The organism is Rhizobium sp. BK591, assembly GCF_014195045.1.
Classification (GTDB): domain Bacteria; phylum Pseudomonadota; class Alphaproteobacteria; order Rhizobiales; family Rhizobiaceae; genus Rhizobium; species Rhizobium anhuiense.
On record NZ_JACIAZ010000005.1, the window covers coordinates 408,423 to 425,911 of the forward strand.

A 17,489-nucleotide genomic window follows, 5' to 3' on the forward strand; every position below is an offset into this window, starting at 1 on the left:
CCAGCGCGTCGTAATGTCACGCAGCCGTGTTTGCTTGGACACTCGCTGTCCGTCGAACGTTCTGGCAAAGCGCGCCAAATCAGCTTAGTCTTCGCGCGATTTGAGAAAGTGCCCCAACACGCATGACGAGAGCATCCACCAGGCGACACCGCATGATCCTGCCGGCTATCGCGGCCGGTGTCGGTGTGGCGGTGATTGTCGTGTCGGCAAATCCGTTCATCGTCCGGGCGCAGGAAGCCGCCCCCGAAGCGGCACAATCCGCACCGCAGCCGGCAGCCGAGCCGCCACCGCCCGATCCCGCCGCCGAACTTGCCGCCAAGCGTGATCAGACCCGAGCCGAACTCGAAACCCTGTCGAAGACCATCAGTCTCTCCACCGACAAGGTGAGCGCGCTTCGCCGGAGCATTGCCGATCTGGAAAAGAGCACGGAGAGCATCCGCCAGGCGCTGATCGATTCCGCCGCACGCCGCAAGGCGCTTGAAAGGCAGATCCTCGAAAGCGAGAAGAAGCTTGCCGGTCTCGGCGTCAAGGAGGATGGCATCCGCCGTTCCCTGCATGAGCGCCGCGGCCTTCTGGCCGAGGTGCTGGCAGCACTCCAGCGCATGGGCCGCAACCCGCCGCCCGCTTTGCTCGTCACCCCCGATGACGCGCTCGCATCGGTGCGCAGCGCCATTCTGCTCGGCGCGGTCGTGCCCGGCATCCGCAAGGAGACCGACAAACTTGCCGCAGACCTCGCAAACCTCGCCGCATTGCAAACCGCAAGCGCCGCCGAAAAGGCCTCGCTGACCGCGACGATGACGGATGGCATCGAGGAGGAGCGGCGCATGGACCTGCTGCTTGCCGAAAACGACAAGCTCAGCCGCAACAATGCCGCCGAACTCGCAGCCGAGAGAAGACGCTCCGAAGAGCTGGCGGGCAAGGCGACGAGCCTTGAAGGCCTTGTCGCCTCGATGGAATCCGAGATCGCTTCGGTGCGGGACGCTGCCGCCGCCGCCCGCCAGGCGGAGGAGAACCGCAGGCTTATGACGGACGAGCAGCGCGCTCAGGCCAGGGCGCTCGCCGACAGCGGCGTGCCCGATAAAAACCGCATTGCGCCCGCATATCCCTTCGGAGAATTGAAGGCGAAATTGGAGGTGCCCGTTGCGGGCGATATCCTGCGCCAGTTCGGCGATGCCGACGGCACCGGACACGAGGCCATGGGAATGACGGTCGCCACCAATCCGGAGACGGTGGTGACGGCGCCTGCGGATGGCCTGGTGGTTTTCGCCGGCGCGTTCCGCAGTTACGGCCAGATGATTATCCTCGACGTGGGCGATGGATATCACCTGGTTCTCTCGGGAATGGATACGATCAATACCCGTCAGGGAAAGTTCGTTTTCTCCGGCGAGCCGCTTGCCGTGATGGGCGCAAAAAGAGTGGCAAGCGCAACTGCATTGGCGCTGGAAACGGACCGGCCAACGCTTTACATTGAATTTCGAAAGGACGGTAAACCGGTCGATTCCCGGCCGTGGTGGACCTCCAAAGACACTGGAAAGGCACGCAATGATTCGTAGGGCTTCTCTTGTTCTGGTCGGCGCATTGATGGGTGCGACCGCAATGAGCGTCATTTACTCGGCGGGTGTGCCGGCAGAAGCGGCCGGATCCTCTACATACAAGGAACTTTCGGTTTTCGGCGATGTCTTCGAGCGCGTGCGTGCGCAGTACGTGACGCCGCCGGCCGAAGACAAGCTGATCGAGAACGCCATCAACGGCATGCTCTCCTCTCTCGATCCGCATTCGAGCTACATGAATGCGAAGGACGCCGAGGACATGCGCACCCAGACCAAGGGTGAGTTCGGCGGTCTCGGCATCGAAGTCACGATGGAAGACGAACTCGTCAAGGTCATCACCCCCATCGATGATACGCCCGCCGCCAAGGCCGGTGTTCTCGCCGGTGACTATATCTCCGAGATCGACGGCCAGTCCGTGCGCGGCCTGAAGCTGGAGGACGCCGTCGAGAAGATGCGCGGCGCCGTCAACACGCCGATCAAGCTAACGCTGATCCGCAAGGGCGCCGATAAGCCGATCGAACTGACGATCGTCCGTGACGTCGTCGCCGTCCAGGCAGTCAAGTCGCGTGTCGAGGACGATGTCGGTTATCTCCGCATCATCTCCTTCACCGAGAAGACCTATCCCGACATGGAAAAGGCGATCAAGAAGATCAAGGACACCGTTCCGGCTGACAAGCTGAAGGGTTATGTTCTCGACCTGCGCCTCAATCCGGGCGGCCTGCTCGACCAGGCGATCAACGTCTCCGATGCCCTGCTGCAGCGCGGCGAGGTCGTTTCGACCCGCGGCCGCAATCCGGATGAAACCCGCCGCTTCAATGCCGGCCCGGGCGACCTGACGGATGGCAAGCCGGTGATCGTGCTGATCAATGGCGGTTCGGCTTCCGCATCGGAAATCGTCGCCGGCGCTCTTCAGGATCTGCGCCGTGCCACCATTCTCGGCACGCGCTCTTTCGGCAAGGGCTCCGTCCAGACGATCATCCCGCTCGGCGAAAACGGCGCGCTGCGCCTGACCACGGCGCTCTATTACACGCCGTCGGGCCGCTCGATCCAGGGTACCGGCATCACGCCCGACATCAAGGTCGAGGAGCCGCTGCCGGAGGAACTGCAGGGCAAGATGGTGACCGAAGGCGAATCCAGCCTGCGCGGCCACATCAAGGGCCAGAGCGAGACGGATGAAGGTTCGGGCTCCGTTGCTTACGTCCCGCCGGACCCGAAGGACGACGTTCAGCTGAACTACGCGCTCGACCTGCTGCGCGGCAAGAAGACCGATCCGGCCTTCCCGCCGAACCCGGACAAGGCCGTCGTCGCCAAGTAATCGATCATCTCAAGGCCGGGCACCTCGCCCGGCCTTCCCTTTCTGCTGTTTCCCGGTTTTGGAGCGGGCGAAAAATTGGGAACGGACCTGCATGCGCCTTTGGGCCGCAACCGCAAAACCGGCAGCCGGCGCCCGGGTGTTCTGCGCCTGGGCCGCATCGCCGCCAGTCTCTGCCTTTTCGCGATAGGCGGCTTTTCGCTCTATACGGCATTTCGCGGCGATGGGCTCGAACGCAGCAAACCGCCTGCGGCCGAGCAGCCAGCAACGCCGCCTTCCCAGCCTCGGCCACCAACGTCAGCCGCCAACCAGGCGGCTGACGGCATGCCGCGCGCCGAGCCGCGCTCGGGCGCCAATGTCGAGCAGATGGTCACCGGTGACGGCTCCGTCGTCACCAAATACAGCCCGCGCCCGCGTGACGGCAGCGGGCCGGTGCTGGTCGATGCCATGCAGATCGGCCAGGATCCGCGCATGGCAGCTCAGCCGAATGAAGCATTGCTCGAAGAAACCCCCTTGGGCAGGCTTCCGATCGTCGGTCCGGATGGCCGGCGGCCGATGGATCAATATGCCCGTCCTTCGTCCGGCGCGCGCGGCGTCCGCATCGCCATCGTCGTCAGCGGTCTCGGGCTCAGCCAGACCGGAACGCAGCGCGCCATAGCGGACCTGCCGGAAGAGATCACCTTCGCTTTCGCCGCGAGCGGCAACAGTCTGCAGCGCTGGATGCAGGAAGCCCGCCGCGGCGGCCACGAGATCCTGTTGCAGGTACCGCTCGAACCATTTGATTATCCGGCGAATGATCCGGGTCCTGAAACCCTGCTGACCACGAAGCCGGCCGCCCGCAACATCGAGAACCTGCACAAGGCGATGGGCGAGATCACCAATTATACCGGCGTCATGAATTATCTCGGCGGCCGTTTCTTGTCGGATCCCGCCGCCATGGAACCCGTGATGCGCGATATCGGCAAACGCGGCCTGCTGTTCCTCGACGACGGCACTTCGGCACAATCAAAGACGGCGACGGTGGCCAAGGGAACCGAACTGCCTTATGCCTTTGCCGATCTGCAGCTCGACGGCCAGCTCGATATCAACGCCATCCTGAAGAAGCTCGACGAGCTCGAGCGCATCGCCCGCAAGAACGGTCAGGCGATCGGCGTCGCATCGGCTTTCGATGAGAGCGTTGACGCCATCGCCAAATGGAGCGAGGGGGCCGCGATGCGCGGCATCGAGATCGTCGGCGTCGCCGCCCTTTCCAACGACCCCCGGAATCCTTGATGAGAATCCTTGATAAGGATCCCTGAGAAGAATCCCCTAACGGAGAAAAAGATGAGCCAGGCGACTGTGAAAGCCGAGGATCTGCCCTACCGCCCCTGCGTCGGCGTGATGATCTTGAACCGCCAGGGTCTCGTCTGGGCCGGGCGGCGCATCCCCGACGGCAATTCCGAATATGACGGCTCGCCGCAGCTCTGGCAGATGCCTCAGGGCGGCATCGACAAGGGCGAGGATCCATTGGACGCCGCCTACCGCGAGCTCTACGAGGAGACCGGCATGAAGACGGTGACCCTGCTCGCCGAAGCGCGAGACTGGATCAACTACGATCTGCCGCCGGCACTGATCGGCATCGGGCTGAAAGGAAAATTCCGCGGTCAGACGCAGCGCTGGTTCGCCTTCCGCTTCGACGGCGACGACAGCGAGATCGCCATCAACCCGCCGCCGGGCGGCCACGAGCCGGAATTCGATGCCTGGGAGTGGAAGCCGATGCAGCAGCTGCCGGGGTTGATCGTCCCCTTCAAGCGCGCCGTCTACGACCAGGTCGTGGCCGAATTCCAGCATCTGACGACGCTGCAATCGGAAGATTGATTGAGCAGGAAGACCGCTTCGGTTTGCGCTCGGCAAACGGGAGCAAGGTCCACGACAATGCCAGATGAAGAATATCGGGCCAGGTGAAGAATATCGGCCGCCGATGGGGCGGCCGATATCGGCAGGGGCCTTATTCAGCCTCGTCGGCGGAGTCGGCGTTGAGCTGGCCGTATTTGCTCTCGCCGATTTTCTCGAGCAGATCGATCTGTGTTTCGAGGAAGTCGATATGACCTTCCTCGTCCGCCAGCAGCTCTTCGAAAAGCTTCATGGAGACGTAGTCGCCGGCCTCATGACAGATATCGCGCGACTTCTTGTAAGCCGTGCGGGCGTCATATTCGCCGGCAAGATCGGCTTCCAGCACTTCCTTGACGTTCTGGCCGATGCGCAGAGGTGCAAGGGTCTGCAGGTTGGGATGGCCTTCGAGGAAGATGATGCGCGCAACAAGCCGGTCGGCATGATGCATCTCTTCGATGGATTCGGCGCGCTCCTTCTTGGCGAGCTTGGTGTAGCCCCAGTCCTCAAGAAGACGATAGTGAACCCAATATTGGTTGACCGCACCGAGTTCGAGGAACAACGCCTCGTTAAGCCGCTCGATGACCTTTTTGTCGCCTTTCAATGTCCGCTCTCCTGTTTTCCTCATGGAATTGTTTCAAGCGGGACATGAAATCAAATATTTCGGTCTCCGTCGAGTGGCGACGGGCGTGATATTCCTCGGTCGTCTGGATAATGATGTCGACGACGTTGGGAAAACAGCCGCAGCAGCGGCCGCGTTTTTCCATGGCGTGGTAGACCTTCGCAGGCACGATAAGCTGCCAACAGTCTTCATCGAGAAGGTTGGTGATAACCTCCCGGATTTCCTTATCGGTTATATAATTGCAGCTGCAGACGAGCACGTCTTCATTCCAAACATGACACTGACTATCGTGTTTTCTGCTAAAGAAGATGGTGGCTGTCAAGAAAAAATTCGAGCCCCGCATCATTGAATAACAGCGTCCGGATGAGACCCCATGCATATCGTCTAAAATTATGCAGAGGTTTCAGGATGATGACGCCACAAGGCCGATGAAGACGCGCCGCATGCCCTGATCGGGTGACGCTATTTTAATGGAAGTTGCGTCCGCGCGGCATCACTTCAGCCGTTGCCGCCGCGCCCGCATGGCGGTCTGTTGCAACCATGCGTTTTTCCAGCTCCACCCTCTCTTGCGCATGCGCAAGCTTTTTCTGCCGCGGATCGCCCCCCGGTCTCAGCACTTCGTCTGCTCGTTCGCAGGCGCCGAAACGCCGGGCCTCGCGGTGCAGGATCCCGAGCGCCGGCGTCATATCCTCGATATGCTCGACAACGGTATGGATCACTCCGCTCTGGCTTTGCAGCCTGCCGCGGATTTTCACCAGCCGAGCACCCATCACGACCGATCGGTATTTATCGAACATTTTCGGCCAGACGATCGCATTGGCCACACCGGTTTCGTCTTCCAGCGTCATGAAGATCACACCTTTGGCCGAACCCGGTCGCTGGCGCACCAGCACGAGGCCGGCGATCGTCACCCGCTTTCCGCTGGCGATCTTCAACAGATCGACATTGCGCGTGATGCCCGTCCTTTGAAACTCCTCCCGCAGGAAAGAGACCGGATGCGCCTTCAGCGACAACGAGAGATAACGATAGTCCTCGATGACCTGTTCTCCCGGCAGCATGTCCGGCAGCTTCGCCATAGGTTCGATCTGGAGGTCGATATGACGGGCCTGCTCGAAAAGCGGTAGTTCCTCGGCTGCGCTCTTCACATCCAGCGCCCGCACCGCCCAGAGCGCTTCGCGCCGCGACAGATCGATCGACCGGAATGCATCGGCATCCGCCAGCCGCTCGATGACGGATTTTTGCAGACCGGACCGCAGCCAGAGATCGCGCACCGAACTGTAACCTTCGCCTCGATTGCCGACCAGTCGTTCCATATCGTCTATCGAGAGGCCCTTGATCTGGCGAAAACCCAGTCGCATCGCATGCCGGGTCTTGATGATCGTGCGCATCTTCTCATGCCGGAAATCGACGGCATTCCGATCGAAGACAGCTTCTTCCAGTCCGCAATCCCAGTCCGATTCATTGATATCGACCGGCAGGATCCTTACCCCGTGCTCGCGTGCATCCCGCACCAGCTGCGCCGGCGCATAAAACCCCATCGGCTGGGAGTTCAGCATCGCCGCGCAGAAGACATCGGGATAATAGGCCTTGAGCCAAGAGGAGGCATAGACGAGCAGCGCGAAGGAGGCGGCGTGGCTTTCGGGGAAGCCGTATTCGCCGAAGCCTTTGATCTGGTTGAAACACTGCTGCGCGAATTCCTGGGCATAGCCCTTTGAGACCATTCCCTCGATGAACCGCTTTTCGAAATTGCCGATCGTCCCGGTTCTCTTGAATGTCGCCATCGCTCTGCGAAGCTTGTCGGCTTCCGCCGGTCTGAAGCCTGCGGCGGTAATGGCGATCTGCATGGCCTGTTCCTGGAACAAGGGCACGCCGAGGGTTCTTTCCAGAACCGTTTCCAGCTCCTTGCTCGGATATTCGATCGGAATGTTCTTGGCCTGCTGCTCCCGGCGCTTCAGATAGGGATGCACCATATCGCCCTGGATCGGTCCTGGCCGCACGATCGCCACCTCGATGACGAGGTCGTAGAATAGCTTCGGCTTCAGACGCGGCAGCATGCTCATCTGCGCCCGGCTTTCGATCTGGAAGACGCCGAGCGTATCGGCCCGGCCCATCATCTCGTAAACCGGCTCGCCTTCGTCCCCATGCTCCTTGTTGCCGAGGTCTGCGAGCGTCTTCTTCACGTCGTAATGCAGTTCAAGCAGCGAGAAGGCCTTCCGCAGGCAGGTCAGCATGCCAAGCGCCAGCACATCCACCTTGAGGATCTTGACATTGTCGAGGTCGTCCTTGTCCCACTCGATCATGTAGCGATCCGGCATCGCCGTCTTCATGATCGGCACCACCTCGTCGAGACGGTCCCGCGTGATGACGAAGCCGCCAACATGCTGGGTGAGGTGGCGGGGGAAACCGAGAAGCTCGGACGCATATTTCAGCACGTTCTGCGTCACCGGATCCTTGATGTCGAGGCCGGCCGCCTTGGCATCCCGTTCGGAGAGATTGTCCTCCGACCAGCCCCAGACGAGGCTGCTGATCGCCGACTGAACATCCTCCGAGAGCCCAAAGGCCTTGGCGACCTCACGGCCGGCCGAACGGGTCCGATAGGTGGTCACCCCCGCCGTCAGTCCGGCATGTTCTATGCCGTATCTCTTGTAGATGAACTGGATGACCTCTTCGCGCCGGTCATGCTCGAAATCGACATCGATATCCGGCGGTTCGTCACGATCCATCGAAATGAAGCGGTCGAAGAGCAGCGTGCTCTTCTGCGGATCGACTTCCGTTATCTCAAGACAATAGCAGATGACCGAGTTTGCCGCCGATCCGCGCCCCTGGCACAAGACCTTAAGTTCATAGCGGGCGTGCTGGATGATCTTGTGAACCGTCAGGAAGTAGGAGGCATATTGCTTATCCCCAATGAGTTTCAGTTCATAATCGATCTGTTGCGCCACCTTGGGCGGGATACCGTCGGGATAACGCCTTGCGGCGCCCGCTCTCGTCAGTCTTTCCAGGGTCTCCTGCGGCGTTTCGCCCGGATCGTTTTCAGGCGGATAATTGTGCTCCAGTTCCTTCAGCGAAAAGCTCAGCTTGCCGAAAAAGGTCTGCGTATTTTCGATCGCATCAGGATAGTCCCGGAAGATCCGGGCCATTTCACGTGAATCCTTGAGGTAACGTTCGGCATTCGGCGCCAGCAGGAATCCGGCTTGTGGTATCTGCACATGCTCCCGGATCGCGATCACGACATCCGAAAGCGGCCGGCGTTCAGGATGGTGGTAAATCGGCTGGTTGGTGGCAATCAGCGGCACGCGGTTTCGGGCAGCCAGCATCGAAAGCACCGCAAAGACCTGCCTCTCGCGGCCGTCATAGGCTGGCGCCAGCGCCATGAAAAAGGCCTTGCGGAATCGCCTGCGAAGCCGCTCCAGATAATCGTCCAGCGTCGACTGCCCCGCCTGATGATCGACAAGGCTGCGGTCGGGAACGAGGGCGAGCATCATCTCGTCCCCCCATTCCGCAAGCTCCGCTTCCGTCAGGATGCAGCTTCCCTTGACCGCTTCTTCCTTCAGATTGCCGGCGCTGAGAAGGCGGCAGAGGTTTGCCCAGCCTCGCCGGTTTTGTGGATAGGCAAGGATATCAGGCGTTCCGTCGGAAAAGACGAGACGCGCGCCCGGTTGAACCCGGATAGGATCGAGAATGACCTCTGTTTTTCCCTTCTTCTTCGCCTCAGCCAGAATCTCATCCCTGTTCTTGTATCTCTCCTCAAGCTGCTCCGCCTGGGCATGCGCTCGCACAACGCCGGCAACCGAATTGCGGTCCGCAATCCCGAGACCGCCGAGCTTCAAATAAGCGGCCTGCACAACCATCTCTTCCGGACCGGAGGCGCCTTCGAGAAACGAGAAATTCGTTCTCGTGCCGACCTCGAAGAATGCCCGTGCGGTTGTCATGCGAACACGCCGTGCATGAACCAGCGAGGGTCAAGCTCCTGACCATAAAAACCACGACGATAGATCCAGAAGCGATGCCCGGTCTCATCCTCAATGCGGAAATAGTCACGCGCCTCGGCCTCATCCCCATCGATCCACCACTCCATGGCAATCCGTTCCGGCCCTTCGCTTCTTGCCACCTGATGCTGCATGCGCCGCCAGCGGAAGATCTGCGGCGGACCATCGGGCACTTCGGCCATCATGATCTCGACCGGCTCCGGCGTTGCAAAGAGCCGCAACGGGCGCTCTTCGCGGAAAGGAAGTTGGATGTCCCGCGCTACCTTCCGCCTGGGAAGACTCTCCATTACAGGAACCGTAATGACGGCGCGTTCCGGCACATGACTCTCGCGAAGCTGGAAGCTTTGCAGGCAATCCGCACCAAGCCGGGCCGACACCCGGTCGACGAAAACAGAAAGCGAGATCTCTCCCTGACGATCGCCCTCGAAATCCCCCTGCGCTTCGTTGAAGGAATCGTGCCGCAACACATTCAACCGCAGGATCTCGAAACCATAGCCGGCATCGAGATCATCATAGACCGCCTGCAATCGCTCGGAAAAAAGCCCGGCAATGAGCTTTGGTTCGCGCAGCGGCTGCGAAGCGCCGACGGAGATACGAAAGACCCTGCCGTCGACGCGGAACAGGACCAGTTCGAACACCCGCCCGCCAGCCCCTCGCGCCTCCAGCGACGGCTGCAGCGACATGGCGACCTGCCTGGTGACGGCAAGGATCTGCTCTTCCGTCCCGATGGGCTCCATCAGCCGGCTTTCGGCCGAGAGGCTGGCGACAGGACGCCGGGGAGAAACCGGCTCTTCTTCATGCCCCAGCGCCTGGTCGAGACGCAGAAGCAGCTCCGGCCCGAACCGGCGGGTTAGCGGCGCTCGCGGCGCATCGATGACATCGCCGATATATTTCAGGCCGAGCTTCTTCAGAGCATCGACGGTTTGTCCTTCCAGCCGCAAGGCTGTAACCGGCAAGGACACCAGCACATGTTCCGCCTCTTCGTCCTCGATCACGCCACTCTGCCCGAAGCGGGACACCGCCCAGGAAAGGCCGGGCGATGATGAAATCGCGCCCCGTGCATCGAACCCCATATGAAAAAGCCGCGACAGCACATCCCGAAGAAGCGCCTTTTCACCGCCGAACAGATGGGCGCAGCCGCTAATGTCGAGAAACAGACCGTCCTTGCCGTCGAATGCCACCAGCGGCGTATAACGGTCGCACCAGTCGGCAATTGCCTCCAGCAGCCGGCGGTCGGCCGCCGGATCCTCTTCCGCGACCTCGAGCATTGGATACATGGCGCGCGCTTCGGCAACGCCCAAATCCTTCCTCAACCCCAGCCTCTCGGCCAACTCGTCCAGTGCCGTCAGCCGAATGGCATTGTTGAGCTTGCCGGAACAGACGATAGGCGGCGTCTCAGGACGCCCTTTCGAACGCCAGGAGAGCCCCCATCGTTTGCGGGCGATGCGGTCCGTTGGCAGATGCGGGAAGCTGAGCGCCAGAATGCGCTGACTGTTGGCCTGGAGGACGAACGAGGTTTGGTTCGGCGACAGGGAGAAATTCGCGTTCATGGGGATTCCACTCCAGAAGAAAGGAGAGCGGAGCCGGATTGCGGCTCTTCTCCAGCGTGAGACGGAAAATCGGATTGCCGATGCTGCCGGAAAGCCTCGATCCGTCCGGCAACGGCCGTAGACCGGCCGGGGCCGGTTCGACATGCAGACGGAAAGCCGCACTGCTTGCCTCCTCCGCTCCGGCCTGGCGCACGAGAAAGAGTGGATGGCGGGCAGCCCGCGCCCGAAGACTGAGCCTGCGGCTTTCGGTCAGCCCGAAATGGGCGGGATTGCCTCGCACTTCGAAGATGACGGCCGAGAAGGCAGCGCTTTCCACCGCCGCCTCCACCAGCCAGAGCGCCTCGTCCAGCTTGCGTGGCGCGGCGTGGAGAAACCGCTCCGGGCTCAGTCCGAAATCCCGAAGTCCGGGGGCATAGGGACGGCCGGCCTCCAGCGTGCCGATTGCATCGCCGATCCAGAGCAACGGCAGAAACCTGCCGGCATCCGCTTCCTGTTTCTGCAGCCGTGCGGCAACAGCCATAGCCAGCCCGCTTGCCGCACCGGCATCGCGAGACAGAGCCGAGCGGAATTCGGTGATCGCATCGAGCGGCAGGCCGCCTTCCAGTGCCCCATCGAGGAACTCTATTCCAAACGGCAGGGGCGGCAGAGTGCGCTCCTGGCGGGCCTTGCGTCCTTCCGCCACGGCTTCCCGTTCCGCCGCGGCAAGCGCCGGCGCGGGCTTTCCCTCCAGTCTGGCGATGGTTTCGCGGAGCGCAAAAAGCCGCTCGCGCGCCAGGGCGTGCTGCGCCATGGCGTTCTCCAATCCGTCTTGTTCCTGTTATGTTCTTATAGATTCCAGAGAGCTAATGAAGAGTCAACGGCCATTCTCTATGAATTTATTCCTGCCTTTGATTCCGCACTCGAAAATCGGCGATAAAGGTTCTATATGGGCCCGCAAAGGAAGGAATATTCATGGCCCGCAGAGACCAGAGCGATGATTGGCGGGACCGCCATGCGCCGACGATCAGCACCTTCGAGTCGCTGGCAATGGAGGCCTACAGCCATCTGCCGGATGAATTCCGCCAGCTGACGACCAACCTCACGATCGAGATCGAGGATTTCCCCGATGACGACGTTTTCGAGGACATGGCGCTGGAAACCCCTTTCGACCTGCTCGGCCTTTTCGAGGGCAGGGGCATTTCCGAACGTTTCACGGTGGAAACCGGCGAGATGCCGAACCGCATCCGCCTCTACCGCCGCCCCATCCTCGATTACTGGGCTGAGAACGATGAGACGCTCGGCGATATCATCACCCATGTCCTGATCCACGAGATCGGCCATCATTTCGGGCTGAGCGACGATGACATGGAGCGGATCGAGGCCAGCGCCGAGGAAGCCGCCGAGCGCTAAACCGCGCGTTCGGCAGAACGCGCTACTGCTCGGAGAGCTTCATCTCAGGATCGTAATCCTTGCTTTCGACATGTTTGACGACGGCCTGGCCGCACTGCATCGCGCCGGTTGCGGCATTGAAGGCATAGGTCGGCGAGCCCTCCAGCGACCAGCCCTTGTTGAGGGCGGCGGTAACCTTGTGGCAGAAGGAAGCATCGTCGGGACCGGTCAGGAAGCGGTAGAGTTTCATCACATCGTCTTTCGTGCTGCAGCCTGGCGGGCTGCGATCAGGCGGGCTTTATGAACCAGACTTTCCGCCTGGACAAGATGCAGCCGCTCGATCATCCGACCGCCTGCATTGATGACGTTCAGCCCCTCGGAAGCGGGATCGGCAAAGGCTGATATGATCGCCTCCGCTTCCGCAATCGCGGCCGGATCCGGGCCGAAATGGCGATTGGCGGGCTCGATCTGCGCGGGATGGATCAGCATCTTGCCGGTAAAGCCCATGGCCCGGCCCTGCTGACATTCGGCATCGAAACCCTGCTCGTCCCTGAAATCGTTGAAGACGCTGTCGATCGCATCGAGCCCGTAGGCGCTGACCGCAAGGACGACCTGCATCAGCCACGGCACGAGATAGCTCCGTCCCGGCTGCGGCAGCACGTCGGTTTCCTTGCGCAGGTCGTTGAGCCCGACGACGAGACAATCGAGCCGCGAGCCCGGCGTGCGCCCGGCCTCGGCGATATCAGCCGCATTCAGGATGCCGCGCGGCGTCTCGATCATCGCCCAGATGCGCAGATCTTCGGGCGCATCCGCCTCGGAGAGAAGGTCGCTGATATCAGTGACATCCTGCGGCTCGTCGACCTTCGGCAGCAGAACGGCATCGGGACCAAGCGCCGTCACCAGCTTCAGATCGGCCAGGCCGAAATTGGACGACAGGCTGTTGATACGGATGATCCGCTCCTTGCCTTGGAGCGGCCGATCCGAAAAAAAGCGCCTCAGGTTTTCCCGCGCTTCCGCCTTCTTTTCCGGCGCCACCGAATCCTCGAGATCGAAGATCACTGCATCGCAATCGACCGCATGGGTCTTTTCGAGGGCGCGGGGGTTGATGGCAGGCACGCTCAGCACCGAACGGCGCAGGCGAGGGGTCACGGGGTTTCGGCTCATGGCGAATTAGTGCCAAGCTTTGACAGCCGAAGCAAGCAACCTGCCCCAGAACATCCAGCAGAACAACAAAAAGCCATGCTTGCCTTGCAGAGAGGAAAGAGAAGGACCACATTCCTTTCCGAAGAAAGGTCTCTAACCATGCAGAACATTCGCTCCATCTTCCTCATGCTTGCCGGCGCCACCGTTTTCGTGGCCATGCTGCTTCTCACCTTTTCGGTGACGCTTGCTGTCGGCGGCATCCTGACCGTACTCATGGTCGGGCGCGCGCTGTCGATGAAGATGAAGCCCGCTCCGATCCGTGCCAAGGCAAACAACGGTAAGCCGGAGATGCGGGTGTGGAACGACGGCCGCGGCACGATCATCGATCTCTGATCACCTTTTCACTGAAGATTTCGTTCGCTGAAAAATTTCGGCCGACACTGTCGGATCACGCTTCCATGCTGCGTCCTTGAAGCAGCCAGGCATTCAGCCGGCGCTAAAAACGAATGGAGGACAAGCATGGATGCGACAGAGAGCAACCCGACCAAGATGCCGCCGGTCAAGAATGGCCTGCTGCCCTATCTGACGGTCAATGGCGCGGTGAAAGCTGCGGAATTCTACACGAAGGCTTTCGGCGCCGAAGAGGCCTATCGCGTGCCGGTCGACGAAAACGGCAGAACGATGCATGTGCATCTCTACATCAACGGCAGCTCCCTCATGCTGTCGGATGCCTATCCCGAATACGGCCATCCCTTCAAAGGCCACGAAGGCTTCGCCATCCAGCTGGTTATCGACGATATCGATTTCTGGTGGGATCGCGCGGTTGCGGCCGGCGCCGAAGTCGTCATGCCGGTCGAACTGATGTTCTGGGGCGACCGCTACGGCCAGCTTCGTGATCCGTTCGGCGTCCTCTGGGGGTTGAACGCACCGTCCAAATAAGGAGACCGGCGCAATCGGCAGGCCGCGCGAAACGTCGCGTAGCCGCCATCTGTGAAAGATTCTCCTTCATTTCGACGAAAAACTGGACTAGATGCAAATTCAGAAAGTAGATTTGCTGAAATGGAGCATGGATCATGGATAAATTCGTGAAGCTCACGGGCGTTGCAGCGCCGCTGCCGGTCGTCAACATCGACACCGACATGATCATTCCGAAGGATTATCTGAAGACGATCAAGCGCACCGGCCTCGGCACCGGCCTCTTCGCCGAAGCCCGCTACAATGAGGACGGCTCGGAAAACCCGGATTTCGTGCTCAACAAGCCGGCCTATCGCGATGCCAAGATCCTCGTTGCCGGCGACAATTTCGGCTGCGGCTCCTCGCGCGAGCACGCGCCCTGGGCGCTTCTCGATTTCGGCATCCGCTGCGTGATCTCGACCAGCTTCGCCGACATTTTCTACAACAACTGCTTCAAGAACGGCATTCTGCCGATCAAGGTCAGCCAGGACGATCTCGACAAGCTGATGGACGACGCCTCGCGCGGCTCCAACGCCATCCTGACCGTCGACCTCGAGAGCCTCGAGATCACCGGCCCCGATGGCGGTTCGATCAAGTTCGATCTCGACGAGTTCAAGCGCCACTGCCTGCTGAACGGCCTCGACGATATCGGCCTGACGCTCGAAAAGGGCAAGGCGATCGACAGTTTCGAAAAGAAGAACGCCGCTTCGCACCCTTGGGCGGCCTGAGCACAATCCAATAATTGCCGATCAAGCCGGGCTTTCGCCCGGCTTTTTCTTTACAGTACCGAATTGCCGCAGATCAGAGAAACTTCTCTTTCCAAGCTCTGAGCTTTTCGAGCGATACGCCGATGCCGCCGCAGACTTCGATCAGCGGATTGTCGAAGCGCTGAAGCAGCCCGGCATGCACATCGGCAACGGCAAGGGCGGCACCGCAAGCCGGCTCGACCAGAATGCGCTGCGCATCGGCGAATTTCAGGCAGGCGGCAACGGCATCGGCGTCGCTGACGACGACACTTTCGATCGGATGCTGCTTCGGTAGGTCGAAGACATGCTGCGCCACCTGCCGCGCCCCGAGCGAAGTGGCAATCGAGGTAATGGCGGGAAGGGTGATACGCTCATTCGCCTTGAGGCTGGCGTTCAGCGAGGCCGCCCCTTCCGTTTCGACGGCGATGACGGGCACATCGGATAGCCCGTTTCGCTGCAACCCCGCGACAATGCCGGCAAGCAGCCCGCCACCACCGACGCTGGTGACGACGCAATCGAATTTTGCACCCTTCGCCACCACTTCGTCGATCAGCGTGGCATGGCCATCCCACAGCAGCGGATGGTCGAAGGGGTGCACATAGGTCGCCTTACGGCTCCGGGCGAGTTCGACGGCATGGGCATTGGCTTCGTCGAAGACCGAACCATGGACGAGGACATTGGCGCCCGTCGCGGTAATCGTCTGCCGCACATCGGCCGTCGTCGTCTCCGGCACGACGATCGTGACCGGTATGCCGAGCGCCCGGCCGGCATAAGCCGCGGCAATCCCGGCATTGCCGCCGGAAGCACAGAAGATCTCGCGCGCCCCATTTTCCACCTCGTGCTGGCAAAGCCTGCCGACGCCGCGCAGCTTGAAGCTGCCGGAAGGCTGCAGCGCATCAAGCTTCAGCCAGAGCCGTTTGCCGCTGGCGCTATAACCGGATGCTGTCTGAACCAAGGGCGTGTCGAGATGGAGAGGTGCGAAAGGCATGGGCAACATCCAGGGAAAGAAAAGGGTAGGCCCGCCGTTTCTAATCCGTTTGCAGGCACGGGAGCAACCATCGCGGCGAAGAGCGAAGCGTACCGATTCACCTCTTCTCTCGCTTGAAATGCCCATTTCCGGGGTCTAAGAAGCCGCAACTTGTTTTTCCCAGGAGGGTTTCATGACAGCGCGCAATCTTTTCCTGCTGCCGGGTGACGGCATCGGTCCCGAGGCCATGGGCGAGGTCCGCAAGATCATCGCCTATATGAACGAGGCGATGAACGCCGGTTTCGTCATCGACGAAGGCCTTGTCGGCGGCTCTGCCTATGATGCGCATGGCGCGGCGATCTCGGAAGCCGACATCCAGAAGGCACTTGCCGCCGATGCCGTTCTCTTCGGCGCCGTCGGTGGCCCGAAATGGGATAGCGTGCCTTACGAAGTGCGTCCGGAAGCCGGCCTGCTACGCCTGCGCAAGGATCTGCAGCTCTTCGCAAACCTGCGTCCCGCCATCTGCTATCCGGCCCTGGCGTCAGCCTCGTCGCTGAAGCCGGAGCTGGTCGAAGGCCTTGATATTCTGATCATCCGCGAGCTGACGGGTGGCGTCTATTTCGGCGAGCCGAAGGAGATCATCGACCTCGGCAACGGCCAGAAGCGCGGCATCGACACACAGGTCTACGATACCTACGAGATCGAGCGCATCGCCGGCGTCGCCTTCGAAATGGCCCGCACCCGGCAAAACCGCGTCTGCTCCATGGAAAAGCGCAACGTCATGAAGTCGGGCGTGCTCTGGAACCAGGTGGTGACCGAGACGCACAAGGCGAAATATTCCGACGTCCAGCTCGAACACATGCTGGCCGATGCCGGCGGCATGCAGCTGGTGCGCCAGCCCAAGCAGTTCGACGTCATTGTCACCGACAACCTCTTTGGCGACATGCTCTCCGACGTCGCCGCCATGCTGACCGGTTCGCTCGGCATGCTGCCGTCGGCCTCGCTCGGCGCGCCTGACGGCAAGACCGGCAAGCGCAAGGCGCTCTACGAACCGGTGCACGGCTCGGCTCCCGACATCGCCGGCAAGGGCATCGCCAATCCGATCGCCATGATCGCCTCCTTCGCCATGTGCCTGCGTTACTCCTTCAATCTGGTGAAGGAAGCCGACGACCTGGAAAAGGCGATCGCCAACGTGCTCGATAAGGGCATCCGCACCGGTGACATCATGGCCGATGGCGCAAGGCAGGTCGGCACCGTCGAGATGGGCGATGCGATCCTGGCCGAGTTCAAGACGCTTTCCGCCTGATATTTCACGTGAAACAGTTCCGGCCCTTCGCATGATGCATGCGGAGGGCTTTTTCTCTCTGGAGCGCGGGCCGCATCGGCTTGGTCGAATTATCCCAAACGGACTATTCTCGG

At 61.0% G+C, this 17,489-nt stretch carries 17 protein-coding genes; 9 read left to right on the forward strand and 8 right to left on the reverse strand.

The window, feature by feature from the left end; all coding sequences use genetic code 11:
* Positions 1 to 152 precede the first annotated feature (152 nt).
* The 4 genes from FHX10_RS23920 to FHX10_RS23935 all read left to right on the forward strand — a co-directional run bounded on the left by FHX10_RS23920 (position 153) and on the right by FHX10_RS23935 (position 4,719).
* Complete coding sequence (locus tag FHX10_RS23920; RefSeq protein WP_063473857.1) at positions 153 to 1,553, forward strand: murein hydrolase activator EnvC family protein; 1,401 nt, start codon at positions 153 to 155, stop codon at positions 1,551 to 1,553.
* Positions 1,543 to 2,865 carry a S41 family peptidase gene (locus FHX10_RS23925; RefSeq protein ID WP_028759099.1) on the forward strand — a complete coding sequence of 441 codons (1,323 nt, stop codon included), beginning with the start codon at positions 1,543 to 1,545 and terminating at the stop codon, positions 2,863 to 2,865. Before FHX10_RS23920 ends, FHX10_RS23925 begins: the two co-directional genes overlap by 11 nt.
* Before the next feature lie 75 nt (positions 2,866 to 2,940).
* Complete coding sequence (locus FHX10_RS23930; RefSeq protein WP_063473858.1) at positions 2,941 to 4,134, forward strand: divergent polysaccharide deacetylase family protein; 1,194 nt, start codon at positions 2,941 to 2,943, stop codon at positions 4,132 to 4,134.
* Between the two features lie 51 nt (positions 4,135 to 4,185).
* Complete coding sequence (locus tag FHX10_RS23935) at positions 4,186 to 4,719, forward strand: RNA pyrophosphohydrolase (RefSeq protein ID WP_047615822.1); 534 nt, start codon at positions 4,186 to 4,188, stop codon at positions 4,717 to 4,719.
* Between the two features lie 130 nt (positions 4,720 to 4,849).
* Here the strand turns inward: FHX10_RS23935 and bfr are convergent, their stop codons facing one another.
* The 5 genes from bfr to FHX10_RS35255 form a co-directional block, all read right to left on the reverse strand.
* Complete coding sequence (gene bfr / locus FHX10_RS23940; protein WP_047615824.1) at positions 4,850 to 5,335, reverse strand: bacterioferritin; 486 nt, start codon at positions 5,333 to 5,335, stop codon at positions 4,850 to 4,852.
* Positions 5,301 to 5,699 carry a (2Fe-2S)-binding protein gene (locus tag FHX10_RS35250; protein WP_080759938.1) on the reverse strand — a complete coding sequence of 133 codons (399 nt, stop codon included), beginning with the start codon at positions 5,697 to 5,699 and terminating at the stop codon, positions 5,301 to 5,303. The genes bfr and FHX10_RS35250 overlap by 35 nt, the downstream gene beginning before the upstream one ends.
* A 121-nt stretch (positions 5,700 to 5,820) precedes the next feature.
* A complete protein-coding gene (locus FHX10_RS23950; RefSeq protein WP_063473860.1) occupies positions 5,821 to 9,285 on the reverse strand; it encodes an error-prone DNA polymerase in 3,465 nt (1,154 codons plus the stop codon).
* A complete protein-coding gene (locus tag FHX10_RS23955) occupies positions 9,282 to 10,826 on the reverse strand; it encodes a DNA polymerase Y family protein (protein WP_280949749.1) in 1,545 nt (514 codons plus the stop codon). The genes FHX10_RS23950 and FHX10_RS23955 overlap by 4 nt, the downstream gene beginning before the upstream one ends.
* The gene (locus tag FHX10_RS35255) at positions 10,738 to 11,682 is read right to left on the reverse strand and encodes an ImuA family protein (protein ID WP_063473861.1); all 945 of its coding nucleotides are present in this window, start codon (positions 11,680 to 11,682) and stop codon (positions 10,738 to 10,740) included. The genes FHX10_RS23955 and FHX10_RS35255 overlap by 89 nt, the downstream gene beginning before the upstream one ends.
* A gap of 161 nt (positions 11,683 to 11,843) precedes the next feature.
* Between FHX10_RS35255 and FHX10_RS23965 the strand changes: the two genes are divergently transcribed.
* Positions 11,844 to 12,281 (forward strand): metallopeptidase family protein, encoded by a 438-nt coding sequence (locus tag FHX10_RS23965; RefSeq protein WP_028759144.1) that lies wholly within the window; start codon positions 11,844 to 11,846, stop codon positions 12,279 to 12,281.
* A 22-nt stretch (positions 12,282 to 12,303) separates the two neighbouring features.
* On the opposite strand, the gene FHX10_RS23970 is transcribed toward FHX10_RS23965, so the two are convergent.
* Both FHX10_RS23970 and FHX10_RS23975 read right to left on the reverse strand, forming a co-directional pair.
* Positions 12,304 to 12,510 (reverse strand): DUF1737 domain-containing protein, encoded by a 207-nt coding sequence (locus tag FHX10_RS23970; protein ID WP_063473862.1) that lies wholly within the window; start codon positions 12,508 to 12,510, stop codon positions 12,304 to 12,306.
* The gene (locus FHX10_RS23975; protein WP_063473863.1) at positions 12,510 to 13,424 is read right to left on the reverse strand and encodes an HpcH/HpaI aldolase/citrate lyase family protein; all 915 of its coding nucleotides are present in this window, start codon (positions 13,422 to 13,424) and stop codon (positions 12,510 to 12,512) included. Before FHX10_RS23975 ends, FHX10_RS23970 begins: the two co-directional genes overlap by 1 nt.
* A 138-nt stretch (positions 13,425 to 13,562) precedes the next feature.
* On the opposite strand from FHX10_RS23975, the gene FHX10_RS23980 reads away from it, so the two are divergent.
* From FHX10_RS23980 to leuD, 3 genes are all read left to right on the forward strand, one after another.
* Positions 13,563 to 13,796 carry a hypothetical protein gene (locus FHX10_RS23980; protein ID WP_047615832.1) on the forward strand — a complete coding sequence of 78 codons (234 nt, stop codon included), beginning with the start codon at positions 13,563 to 13,565 and terminating at the stop codon, positions 13,794 to 13,796.
* Positions 13,797 to 13,922: 126 nt separating this feature from the next.
* Complete coding sequence (locus FHX10_RS23985; RefSeq protein ID WP_063473864.1) at positions 13,923 to 14,342, forward strand: VOC family protein; 420 nt, start codon at positions 13,923 to 13,925, stop codon at positions 14,340 to 14,342.
* Between the two features lie 134 nt (positions 14,343 to 14,476).
* Positions 14,477 to 15,085, forward strand: a complete 609-nt coding sequence (gene leuD / locus FHX10_RS23990) for a 3-isopropylmalate dehydratase small subunit (RefSeq protein ID WP_047615835.1) — start codon at positions 14,477 to 14,479, stop codon at positions 15,083 to 15,085.
* A gap of 73 nt (positions 15,086 to 15,158) precedes the next feature.
* On the opposite strand, the gene FHX10_RS23995 is transcribed toward leuD, so the two are convergent.
* Positions 15,159 to 16,091 (reverse strand): pyridoxal-phosphate dependent enzyme, encoded by a 933-nt coding sequence (locus FHX10_RS23995; protein ID WP_063473865.1) that lies wholly within the window; start codon positions 16,089 to 16,091, stop codon positions 15,159 to 15,161.
* A gap of 172 nt (positions 16,092 to 16,263) precedes the next feature.
* Between FHX10_RS23995 and leuB the strand changes: the two genes are divergently transcribed.
* Complete coding sequence (gene leuB, locus FHX10_RS24000; RefSeq protein ID WP_184390396.1) at positions 16,264 to 17,376, forward strand: 3-isopropylmalate dehydrogenase; 1,113 nt, start codon at positions 16,264 to 16,266, stop codon at positions 17,374 to 17,376.
* Positions 17,377 to 17,489 lie beyond the last annotated feature (113 nt).